10 protein-coding genes are annotated in these 11,515 nt (G+C 67.6%); 5 read left to right on the top strand and 5 right to left on the bottom strand.

The genetic code is table 11. The features are described 5' to 3' along the window. Positions 1 to 4: 4 nt before the first annotated feature. Complete coding sequence (locus AB0L82_RS05625; protein WP_364632802.1) at positions 5 to 2,686, bottom strand: GNAT family N-acetyltransferase; 2,682 nt, start codon at positions 2,684 to 2,686, stop codon at positions 5 to 7. 34 nt (positions 2,687 to 2,720) lie between these two features. Next, positions 2,721 to 3,959: an acetoin utilization protein AcuC gene (locus AB0L82_RS05620; protein ID WP_364631494.1), complete on the bottom strand. Its 1,239-nt coding sequence runs from the start codon at positions 3,957 to 3,959 to the stop codon at positions 2,721 to 2,723. Positions 3,960 to 4,163: 204 nt separating this feature from the next. Between AB0L82_RS05620 and AB0L82_RS05615 the strand changes: the two genes are divergently transcribed. Both AB0L82_RS05615 and galE read left to right on the top strand, forming a co-directional pair. Beyond that, positions 4,164 to 4,850: an iron dependent repressor, metal binding and dimerization domain protein gene (locus AB0L82_RS05615; RefSeq protein ID WP_364631491.1), complete on the top strand. Its 687-nt coding sequence runs from the start codon at positions 4,164 to 4,166 to the stop codon at positions 4,848 to 4,850. A 3-nt stretch (positions 4,851 to 4,853) separates the two neighbouring features. After that, positions 4,854 to 5,837, top strand: coding sequence for a UDP-glucose 4-epimerase GalE (gene galE, locus AB0L82_RS05610; RefSeq protein ID WP_364631488.1), 984 nt, complete (start codon positions 4,854 to 4,856; stop codon positions 5,835 to 5,837). Positions 5,838 to 5,860: 23 nt separating this feature from the next. Here the strand turns inward: galE and AB0L82_RS05605 are convergent, their stop codons facing one another. Both AB0L82_RS05605 and AB0L82_RS05600 read right to left on the bottom strand, forming a co-directional pair. Further along, positions 5,861 to 6,979, bottom strand: coding sequence for a DUF4192 domain-containing protein (locus AB0L82_RS05605; protein ID WP_364631485.1), 1,119 nt, complete (start codon positions 6,977 to 6,979; stop codon positions 5,861 to 5,863). Positions 6,980 to 7,493: 514 nt separating this feature from the next. Beyond that, positions 7,494 to 7,901 (bottom strand): VOC family protein, encoded by a 408-nt coding sequence (locus tag AB0L82_RS05600; protein ID WP_364631482.1) that lies wholly within the window; start codon positions 7,899 to 7,901, stop codon positions 7,494 to 7,496. A gap of 91 nt (positions 7,902 to 7,992) precedes the next feature. On the opposite strand from AB0L82_RS05600, the gene AB0L82_RS05595 reads away from it, so the two are divergent. Continuing rightward, on the top strand, positions 7,993 to 8,934 hold the full coding sequence (locus AB0L82_RS05595; protein ID WP_364631479.1) for a WYL domain-containing protein: 942 nt from the start codon (positions 7,993 to 7,995) through the stop codon (positions 8,932 to 8,934). 125 nt (positions 8,935 to 9,059) lie between these two features. Beyond that, entirely contained in the window at positions 9,060 to 9,575 is a 516-nt protein-coding gene (locus AB0L82_RS05590; RefSeq protein WP_364631476.1) for a hypothetical protein, read from the top strand. Between the two features lie 49 nt (positions 9,576 to 9,624). On the opposite strand, the gene AB0L82_RS05585 is transcribed toward AB0L82_RS05590, so the two are convergent. Beyond that, positions 9,625 to 10,296 carry a DUF5642 family protein gene (locus AB0L82_RS05585; protein ID WP_364631473.1) on the bottom strand — a complete coding sequence of 224 codons (672 nt, stop codon included), beginning with the start codon at positions 10,294 to 10,296 and terminating at the stop codon, positions 9,625 to 9,627. Between the two features lie 257 nt (positions 10,297 to 10,553). Between AB0L82_RS05585 and AB0L82_RS05580 the strand changes: the two genes are divergently transcribed. Next, the gene (locus AB0L82_RS05580; protein ID WP_364631470.1) at positions 10,554 to 11,501 is read left to right on the top strand and encodes a PAC2 family protein; all 948 of its coding nucleotides are present in this window, start codon (positions 10,554 to 10,556) and stop codon (positions 11,499 to 11,501) included. Positions 11,502 to 11,515 lie beyond the last annotated feature (14 nt).

Raw genomic sequence — 11,515 nt, 5'->3', positions numbered from 1 at the left:
TGAGTCATGCCATACGGCGCGGTCCGATATCGAATCTGCTGGGTTCCGGGCCGATGCGCACCCGGCTGTACAGCACCGCGGCGCCCTCGGGTGCGGCCATGATCGGCTCGCACTGCAACTCGCGCACCTCGGGCAGGTCATCGCAAAGCGCCGAAATACGCTGTGCGAGTTCGGCGAGCGCGGCCCGATCCACCGGTTTGCCGATATCGCGGCCGCGCACGGTGCCCGAGAGCAGCGGGGCCGCGCGCGGGGCGTCGATCAGCTCGATGGACTCGGCCTCGGTCAGCGGCAGCGCCCGGTACACCCGGTCGCCGAGCAGATCGATAATGGTGCCGGACAGCCCGAAACTGATCACCGAACCGAACGACGGATCGTCCTGCACCCGGAAACCACAGCCGACGCCCTTGGTGGCCATGCGCTGAATGTGCACGGGATTGCCGGATATCTCGGCCAGATCGGTGAAACCGCGCCGCACCGCGTCCGGACGCCACAGATCCAGCCGGACGCCGGTGAGATCTGGGCGATTACGCCAGATCTCACCGGTCGCTTTGGCGGCCACCGGATAGCCGAGTTCCTCGGCGGCGGCCACGGCGGCATCGGCATCGCGCACCTCGCGGAATTCGACGACGCGAATCCCGTAGCAGCCCAGCAGTTCCGCGGCCTCCAGATCCGAGAGCCAGTGATCGGTCGCCGAGGCCATCCACGCGGCGACGAGTTCGCGCGCACGGGCGGTGTCGACGCCATCGGGGCGGGCGACCGGCGATACCGGGCGGGTCCGCCAATCGGCGTAGCGCCGCACCCGGGCCAGCGCGCGGGCGGCGCGTTCCGGATCACCGTAGGACGGAATCGATCCGCGCTCGAGCATGCCGCCCGGGCCGCGCGTGGCGAGCAGATTCGACATGCCCTGATCGGCCACGAAGGTGGTGAGAACCGGTGTGTCCGGGTCGGATTGGGCACCGGAGCGAATGGCCTCGGCGAAGGCGGCGACCGCGGTCGGCACGGGTGGTGAGTAGATGACGATGACCGCGTCCACGGCGCTATCGGTGACGGCGGCCGCCACGGTGGTGAGATAGTCGGCCGGTCCGGCCTGCGGGCCGAGCTGGATCGGCTCCCCCACCGTGAGGCCCTCACCGCGCCCGGCATCGACCGCGAGCCAGTTCAGCGCGGCGCTATTGCCCAGCACCGCAAGACGCGGTCCGGCGGGCAGCGGCTGATAGGCCAGCAGCATGGCGCAGTCGAAAAGCTCACTGATGGAATCGACCTGGACGATGCCCGCCTGCGCGAACAGATTCCGCACCAGGGAGCGATCCAGATCCGGTTCCCCGTCCACCCGCACGGCATTGCGGCCACTGCTCACGGCCACAATGGGTTTGGTGCGCGCCAGCCGGCGCGCGATACGGGAGAACTTGCGCGGATTGCCGAAGGTCTCCAGATACAGCAGCACCACATCGGTGCTGGGATCGCTGTCCCAATATTGCAGCAGGTCATTGCCGGACACGTCGGCGCGATTACCAGCCGAGACGAAGGTGGACAGGCCGAGCTGGCGGGCCGCCGCCTCACCGAGAATGGCAGCGCCCAAAGGGCCTGACTGACAGAAGAATCCGATGCGGCCGCGTCCCGGCAGCACCGATGCCAGCGTGGCGTTCAGGGAGATCGCGGGATCGGTATTGGCGATGCCGAGCGCACTCGGACCCACCACCCGCATACCGTGCGAGCGCACCGCGTCGACCAGTTCGCGTTCGGCCGCGTAACCACGCGGCCCGGTTTCGGAAAATCCGGCGGTGAGCACCACCAGCCCCTTGACGCCCTTTGCCATGCAGTCGTCGAGTACCGAGCCGATTTCGGCTGCGGGAACCGCTATTACGGCCAGATCGACCTCATCCGGAATATCGCGCACGGTCGCGTACGCGCGCACCCCGCGCACGGCGGTGCGATTGCGGTTCACCGGGAACACCGGCCCCTGGAAGCCGCCGGACAGCAGATTCGCCAGCACCGCACCGCCCACCCGGGTCGCCAGCGGCGTCGCGCCGATCACCGCGACCGAGCGCGGGGACAGCAGATTCCCGACACTGCGCGCCTCCGAGGCGCGTTCGCGCGAATCCCGCACCGATTGCAACGCTTCGCTGGGATCGATCGCGAATTCGAGGTGCAGCACCGATCCGTCGCGGCTGCGCTGCACCTGATATCCGGCATCGCGGAACACCTGCACCATGGCGTTGTTCTCGGCGAGCACTTCGGCCACGAAGGTTTCGATGTGATTCTCGGCCGCGGCCCCCGCCAAATGCTCGAGCAGTATCGACCCCAGCCCGCGACCCTGATGCTGATCGGCCACCACGAACGCCACCTCGGCGGACCGCGCACCCGCTCGCTCGGCGAGGTACTCGTACCGGCCCACCGCGATGATGTCGTCCCCGAGCTCGATCACCAGCCCGACCCGATCCCGGTAATCCACATGCGTGGTCCGGTACAGATCCTTCGGCGTCATGCGCGGATACGGCCCGAAGTACCGCAGGTACCGGGTTCGATCCGACAGCCGGGTGTGAAAGCGCTCCAGCTCCGCCGCATCCTCGGGCGTGATCGGCCGCAACCGCACCACCCCGCCGTCGGAGGCGAGCACATCCGCGAACCAGTGCTCCGGGGGCGGCGGCGGAACCGCCGGGGTGCCGGGCGTATCGGCGGGCAGCAGCGGCGCGACCGGTTGGGCGGCGGGGTCGGCGGGGTCAGTCACGGGGATCCTCCGGATCCAGGCCGAGCAGGCCGAAAGTCGCTCGGCGGGTTGCCAAAATAGAGGTGTCCAGGGCGCGGCGGGCGCGGTCCGCGCGCTCATCACCGGTTTCGCGGCCGCCGCCGGGACCGTCCCACCGCGTGAAGGTGGTGTCCGCGCCATCGCCCATGGTCTCGGGCGCGGCGACGGTCGGGGCGTACGCGCCGACCAATTCCTTCCACTGCGCGGGTATCGCGGTATCCGGATCGATGGTGCGGTCCAGGGCGGTGGCGAGCAGATGGGTCCAGGCGCGCGGGACCACGCGAATGAGGCCGTAGCCGCCGCCGCCGACCGCGAGCCAGCGGCCCTCGGCGTATCGATCCGCGAGGTCGCGCATGGCGATGAAGGCCGCGCGCTGGCCGTCGACGCTCAATTCCAGATCGGCGAGCGGATCTTCCCGGTGAGTGTCGACACCGCACTGACTGATGACGATCTGCGGGCGGAAGGCCGCGAGCGCACCGGGGGCGACGGCGTGAAACCCGCGCAGCCACAGCTGATCCCGGGTGCCGGGCATGATCGGCAGATTGACGGCGGTGCCCTCGGCCTTGCCCGCCCCGGTTTCCTCGGGCCAGCCGGTATTGGGCCACAGCGTCGCGGGATGCTGGTGGATGGACACGGTCAGCACACGCGGATCGCCATAGAACATGCGCTGCACGCCATCTCCGTGATGCACGTCGACGTCGAGATAGGCGATGCGGTCGAACCCGTTCTCCAGCAGCCACGAAATCGCCACCGCCACATCGTTGTACACACAGAACCCGGCCGCCGAATCCGGCATGGCGTGATGCATGCCACCGCCGATGCTCACCGCGCGTTTGGTGCGCCCGGACGCGATCTCCTGTGCGGCGGCCAGTGTTCCACCGACGATGACCGAGGCTGCCTCGTGCATATGCGGGAAGACCGGGTTATCGGTCGACCCGAGACCGAACGGCGGCGCCGCGGGCGGTGCGCCCGGAGGTTGCCGCGCGTGCTTGACCGCCTCGACGTAGTCGTGGGTGTGCACCCGCAGCAATTCGGACTCCCCCGCCGCCTCGGGCGTGATCGTCTCCACCCCGTCGAGCAGGCCGAGATTCTCGGCAAGCGCCATGGTGAACCGCAATCGCACCGGTCGCATAGGGTGTTCGGGCGTCCACGTGTAGTCGAGGAACCTATCGCTCCAGACAACGGTTCCATCTCCACGCGCACGGTCGGGCATACCTGCCACGCTAATGCGTCGCCGGACTTCGTAGGCTAGTGACACTGCTGCACCGCCATTCCGGACCTCTGCCCCGTCACCCCCCGAAACCCGTGGGGAACACGCAGGCCGTCCTGGGTGTTCTCCCGGCGTTCGCGAAATATGCTGTCGCCCGGTGTAGCCGCCGCGCATGGGTAGAATTCGTGCCGACGAAGGGGTTAACAGGTGAAGGATCTGGTCGACACCACGGAGATGTACCTCCGTACCATCTACGACCTCGAGGAGGAGGGCGTCACGCCCCTGCGCGCCCGCATTGCCGAGCGCCTCGAACAGAGCGGGCCCACGGTCAGCCAGACGGTGGCGCGGATGGAACGCGACGGTTTGCTGACCGTTGCCGGTGACCGCCACCTCGAATTGACCGATAAGGGCCGGGCCATGGCGGTCTCGGTCATGCGCAAGCACCGGCTCGCCGAACGACTGCTGGTCGACATCATCGGGCTGGACTGGGAAAACGTGCACGCCGAGGCGTGCCGCTGGGAGCACGTGATGAGCGAGGAGGTGGAGCGCCGCCTGGTGGAGGTGCTGAACAATCCCACCACCTCCCCGTACGGCAATCCCATTCCCGGACTGGACGAACTGGGCGTCACCCCGAGTTCGGGCAGCGAGGAGAAGCTCATCCGGCTCTCGGATCTGCCGTCCGGCCAGTCGGCCGCGGTGGTGGTACGCCGCCTCTCGGAGCACATTCAGACCGATCCGGAGATCATCGGCCAGCTGCGTGAGGCCGGTGTGGTTCCGGACGCGCGCGTGAATGTGGAGACCAAGCCGGGTGCGGTCGTCATTCTGGTGCCGGGCCACGAAGGCTACGAATTGTCCGACGAGATGGCGCATGCCGTCCAGGTGAAGTTGGTCTGAGACTTGAAACTGCTGGTTACCGGAGGCGCGGGCTACGTCGGCGGCGGAGTCGCGCAGGTACTGCTCGAGGACGGCCACGAAGTGGTCGTCGTCGATGATCTGTCCACCGGCAATGCCGATGGCGTCCCGGCCGGAGCGAAGTTCGTCGAGGGCGATATCGCCACCGCGGGCGTCGATCTGATCGCGGCCGAATCCTTCGACGGCGTCCTGCATTTCGCGGCGCAATCGCTGGTCGGCGAATCGGTGACGCAGCCGGAGAAGTACTGGCACGGCAATGTGGTCAAGACGCTCGCGCTGCTCGAGGCCATGCGGGCCGCCGGTACCGAGCGGCTGGTCTTCTCCTCGACCGCGGCGGTGTACGGCGAACCGGAGCAGGTGCCGATCGTCGAGGACGCCCCGAAGGCGCCGACCAATCCCTATGGCGCGTCGAAGCTCTCGATCGATTACGCCATCACCTCCTACGCGGCGGCGCACGGCCTGGCCGCGACCAGCCTGCGCTACTTCAACGTGGCCGGGGCGTACGCCGGGCTCGGTGAGAACCGGGTGGTGGAAACGCATTTGATCCCCCTGGTGCTGCAAACGGCGCTGGGACATCGGGATTCGATCTCGGTCTTCGGCACCGACTATCCGACCCCGGACGGCAGTGCCGTGCGCGACTACATCCACATTCTCGATCTGGCGCAGGCGCATTCGCTGGCGCTGGCCCAGTCGCAGCCGGGCGTGCACCGGATCTTCAATCTGGGCAGCGGTACCGGATTCTCGGTGCGCGAGGTGATTTCGGCCTGCCGCGAGGTGACGGGCCTGCCCATCGCCTCGATCGACGCCCCGCGCCGCGCGGGTGATCCGGCGGTGCTCATCGCCTCCAGCGATAAGGCCATGGCCGAACTCGGCTGGCGATCCCAGCACACCGATCTGGTCGAGATCGTGTCGGATGCCTGGGAGTTCCTGCGCTCGCTCGGCGATCGCGCGCACAGCGCTCGTAAGTAAGGCTCTCGATTCCGCCGCGGATCTCACGGGTGCTCCGATCGCAGATCGACCCCGAGGTCCGCGGCGGCTTCGCGTCCGGCCTCGGCCAGGCGATGCAGCCGCTCGGGCGGCATACCGGTCTGCAGGCCGATATCGAGCAGATTCGCCATGCGATGTGATTCGTCGGAGGCCAGTGCGGCCTCCAGCGCCACCCCGGCGAGCGGTCCGTCCCCGCGCGCATAGGCGGCGTAGCCGAGCAGCATGGCCGCTTCGGCGCGATCGGGATCGGGCAGGGCACGGGTCAATTCGAGCCACAGGGTCTCGGCCGCGCGGGCGTGCACGCCCGGTATGAGCCCGAACAGGATGTCGCGCACCTCCGGATCACGCAGGGCCACGGCCACTTCCGCCAGTTCGGCGACATTGGGCAGCGTGCCCGCCTCGATATCCGCGATGCGTTCGAGCACCGTGCGCAAGGCAGCGCGACTGTAGAAATTCGGCTCGCCGCGGCGCACGGCCTGGGCGAGACGGTCGGTGGCGACCTCGGTCGCGGCATCGAGCAGATCCGGCATCTTGTCCCGCACAACGGCATTCACCGCCACCGCGGCGATCAACTCTTCGCGCGATGCCCGCATCGGACGACCCTCGAGCACATGCTCGAGCGTCACCAGCGACGTAGCCGGATCCGGTTGACGACCCCTGCGATCGGGACCGAGCAGGCTCCACCAGGGCAACTCACCCCCGATCGCCCGCACCGCCCACGCCCCGGCGAGCGGCACCGCCTCGGTATCGAGGCGATGTTCCAGCGCCCCGATCAAATCGCGATGCTTACGGAATCGCACACCCCGATGCCGATCGGCGGGCGCAGTCGCCCGATCATCAACAATCAACGCCAGCACCGCGACTGCCGTCCCACGAGCACACACACTCGCCACCCGGTCCACCAACTCCCCGGTGGCGACCCGGCCAGGATTATCCAAATCCATCCTTGCCACCACATCAATGGCGGCCCTACCGGATTCACCGGACGCGGCCCGCAACACGGTGATCACCAGCGACCTCGCCGGAACGAATCCGAGCATGGCGGGCACCGCCGCGATGAACTCCCCCGGATCCCGCAAATGCGAATCCGGCTCGGTCACCGCCCCTTCGGACAAGCCTCCCACCGGCGTCACCTCAGACGAGCCTTCCCGCGATACCGCTTCGGACGAGCTTTCCCGCGGTGACCCCTGCGACAGGCCCTCCGGTGGTGCCCCCTCGGAGGAACTCTTTGGCGGTGACTCCTCGGACGGCGTTTTGGCCAGTCCCCCATGAGGCGCGCCCTCCGGCAGCACCGTTCGGGGCGGGCCTTCCGGGGACGAGGGTTGGCGGTAGACGGGTGGTTCGGCAGGTGTGGTCATGGCGTCGACGGTCGGCACAGGCACCGACAGCTCCGCGGTCCCGACCGGGCATCGGCCCCCACCTGTGGAATTTGATTCGCGCCGTGGACTATTCGGCGTGGCGTGATGCGGGACGGCACGAATCTGTCGGTGAGTGCTGATAACACCGTCGACCACAACGTGAAATGTATTCGTTTCATTTTGCCCGGAAGCGCCGCCACATGCTGTTACAGTCCGCTCCAGCACGCTCCACGCGTGCCGGAAGGAGTGGCGTACGCAATGCGAATCAGGCGGGTGCGCCCTACTCGGGCCGCAGCTGCGCGAGCATTTCGACGTAGTGCGGGTTGGACATGATGCCGAGGATATTGCCGAACGGATCGATGACCGCGGCGGTGACGAATCCGGTTCCCGCGCCGCGTTCGGTGATGGGCTCGTACTCCTTGGCCCCCATGCTCAGCAGCCGTTCGAAGGTGGCGGAGAGGTCGTCGACGTGCCAATTCACCACCTGACCGCCGGGCTGATCGGGCCGGCTGGGCGCGAACTTGCGATTGATGAGCCCCAACTCGGCCTGGTAATCGCCGATACGGAACTCGTAGTACCCGCCGGGGACGGTGAAATACGGTGCGGTGCCGAGGAATTCGCTGTACCAGTCCTTGGCGGCCTCGAGGTCGTCGGCGTAATAGGTCACGGTGGCCATTCCACGCAGCATGTCGTTCTCCTTGGTCGTTCCGATGTCGATAGCACAATCATCGGCGGCAAAGTGCTCACCGAATGATCACTTTTATTGGCAAGATTCAAATATGCGAGCCGATCGATTGGTAGCCACCCTGTTGTTCATGCAGACCCGCGGCCGGGTGACCGCGGCCGAGGTCGCCACCGAACTGGAAGTGTCGGTGGCCACCGCGCGGCGCGATCTGGAGGCGCTGTCCACCGCCGGAATTCCGGTATACCCGCAGGCCGGACGCGGTGGCGGCTGGGCGCTGGTGGGTGGCGCGCGCACCGATCTGAGTGGTTTGACCGAGGGCGAGGCGCAATCGCTTTTCCTGCTGCTGGGCCCGATGACCACCGCGAGTCCGGCCACCCGCGCCGCACTGCGCAAGCTATTGCGCGCCCTGCCGCAATCCTTCCGCGCCGAGGCGGAGGCCGCGGCCGGTGCCATGATCGTCGACCCGGCCCGCTGGGGCGAGCGCGATGAACAGGCCCCGCCCGAGGTCGCGCGCTTACAGCGAGCGGTGGTGCGCCGCCGTAAGGTGCGCTTCGACTACGGCCGGTCGGGCAGCCGCACCGAGCGCACGGTCGACCCCTGGGGGCTGGTCGACAAGGACGCCATCTGGTACCTGATCGCCGGAACCGAACGCGGACAGCGCACTTTCCGCGTGGACCGCATGGCCGGAATCGAGATCACCGATGAAACAGCGCATCGCCCCGAGGATTTCGATCTGAACGCGGCCTGGTCCGAGGTGGTGGAGGCGATGGAGCAGCGCCGCTCGACCCTCGCGGCGACGGTCCTGGTGCCGGATCACCTGCTACCGGTGCTGGCTCATCAGCAGGGCAGGCACTGCGAGATCGACGGCCCGATCACCGAGGGCCGCACCAGGGTTCGCATCACCGCCCCGAGCCCGCTGATGATCGCCCAGCAGTTGGCGGGCTGGGGTACCGCGCTCGAGGTCACCGAACCGGAGTCGGTACGCGCCGAACTCGCCCGTCTCGGTTCGGAATTGGTGGCGCGCTATGCCACCTGACACACCGCTGCGCAGTCATGCATGATTCGAATCATGTTGCAGCACTTTTGATTTCGCCAAAACGAAGCGTGCACGCTGTTACCGTACGGCCGGTGCCCGTCGGAGGCGCCGGAAGGAATTACGCAATGACGAGAACACTTTCCAAGGTGGGCGCGGCCGCCGCGTTCGCCACCCTCGCGGGGCCGGTGCTGCTGGCCGGACCCGCCACCGCGGATATCGCCGATATCAGCGTGGTCGGCCTCATCCCGGGTAAGAACTGCACCGTCGCCGACGGTTGTTCGATCATCGTGGGCGTCTCCGGTGACAACAAGTTCAACCAGGTCGAGTTCCTGATCAACGGCACCAGCATCGGAACCGCCACGCCCGCCGCCAATTCCGGTGTGGTGACCGCTTCCATCGACTGGCATCCCACCGCCACGGGCAGCTACACCATCGGGGTGAAGCAGGGCCTGTCCATGTCGACGATCGTCTACCCGGTCGGCGCACCGGGTTCGCTGTGCTCACTGCTGCCCAGCGGTTCCTCCAGCGGCTCCGGCGGCAGCGGTTCCGCGAGTGGTTCCGGCGGCAGCGGTTCGGCCGGAACCGGTTCGGCGGGCTCGGGTTCCGCGGGTTCGGGCTCGGGCACCGGTTCTGCCTGCTGATTCGGTGTTGGAGCCGGGCAGGCAGGGGTCGGCTCCTCTCCCGGATTTCTCAGCCCTTGCGCACTTTGCCCACCGCGGTGGTGAACAGTGAATCGAGGGCTTGCGCATCGGCTTTGGCGTCGGTGAAGGACATATAGGTGACGTTGATCCGCACATCGCCGATCTGTCCGAGCAGCGTTTGCATATTCCGTGTCATGCCCGCGCTGCCGCTCTCGGAGCGGACGGTGCGGCGCAGGGCGAGGGTGTCATCGGCGTCCAGCGGCGGCGGCGGATCCATTTCGGTGGTGATGGTGGCGGTGGTGCCGCCGTGTCCCACGCGCACGGTTCCGCAGCGCTGCAATTGATCTCGCAGCACGTTCAGTTTCTGATCGGTGCGCACCAATTCCACGGTGAGGGTGGCGCGCGCGGCGTCATCGGTGCCCACGACCACCACGGGTCCGGCGGTCGGGGCCTGCGGTGCGCAGGTGGCGGGATCGATCGTGGCCCCGGGCAGTACGCCGTCGAGATCGCTCGCGGCTTGACCGGCCGCGTCGACGGGCAGGGTGACCGCGGCGTAGCGCGCGGGGAATTGTGATGAGTCCGGCAGCAGCCGGGCCAGTCCGCTATCGGTCTGCACGGCGGTGATCAGCCCCTGCGAGGCTTGCGGGTGACCGGATACGGTGCCGCCGCAGCCCGCCAATACGATGGCCGATAACGCGATACCCACGGGGCGGAAGGGCATTCGGCACCATCTGCGGGCGGGCATGGGGCAGGGCGTGTAAGCCACCTGCCGACCCGGCGAATTCGGCACGGTCACCCGTCCACTATGCCGAATATCTGCTGTTCACACCGAATGCCACGCCGCGTGGCGACGCCTCGGGAATGCGTGTCCGGGTGCGGCGCGTTGCAGCACGGGTGCGGGCAATGCACGACCTGTCGGCGCATGAGAGAGAATAGGTAACGGGTCGCGCAGGTGGGCCACGCAGGAAGGAGTACGCGATGGACTCAGAGTCGCATATGTACGAGCTGGAGTTCCCGGCTCCGCAACTGTCGTCCGCCGACGGCGCCGGTCCGGTACTGGTGCACGGGCTGGAGGGTTTCACCGACGCCGGGCACGCCGTCAAGCTGGCTACCACGCATCTGCGCGAGAGCCTGGAGAGCGAACTGGTCGCCTCGTTCGATATGGATGAGCTGCTGGACTACCGCTCCCGCCGCCCGCTGATGATGTTCAAGACCGATCACTTCTCCGAGTACTCCGAGCCGGAGTTGAATCTCTGGGCGCTCAAGGACACCGCGGGGACCCCGTTCCTGCTGCTGTCCGGGCTGGAACCGGATCTGCGCTGGGAGAAATTCACCACGGCCGTGCGTTTGCTGGCCGAACAGCTGGGCGTGCGCCGGACCATCGGTCTGAGCGCGATTCCCATGGCGATTCCGCACACCCGCCCGCTCGGGGTGACCGCGCACGCCAGTGATACCGATCTGATCGGCGATCACCAGCGCTGGCCGGGCGAACTCCAGGTGCCGGGTAGCGCCTCGTCGCTGCTGGAGTACCGGATGGCCCAGCACGGCCATGAATCGGTCGGGTTCTCGGTACATGTGCCGCACTATCTGACCCAGACCGCGTACCCCGAGGCCGCGCAGACGCTGCTGGAGAACGTGGCCGAGAACGCGGGCCTGGAACTTCCCCTCGCCGCGCTGAGCGAATCGGCCGCGCGCGTCCGCGAACAGGTCAACGAGCACATCTCGGGCAATTCCGAGGTGGAGAACGTGGTCTCGGCGCTCGAGCAGCAGTACGACAGCTTCGTCACCGCGCAGGAACGCCAGTCGAGCCTGCTCGCCAGCGATGCCGAACTGCCCACCGGCGATGAACTGGGCGCGGAATTCGAACGCTTCCTGGCCGAACAGTCCGGCTTCACCGAGGACGGGGACGGCGAGCCGCGTCGCTAGTTCGCACATCCGCT

Source organism: Nocardia sp. NPDC052001 (assembly GCF_040680615.1).
Taxonomy (GTDB): Bacteria; Actinomycetota; Actinomycetes; order Mycobacteriales; family Mycobacteriaceae; genus Nocardia.
This window is presented reverse-complemented; position numbering and strand designations above follow the sequence as displayed.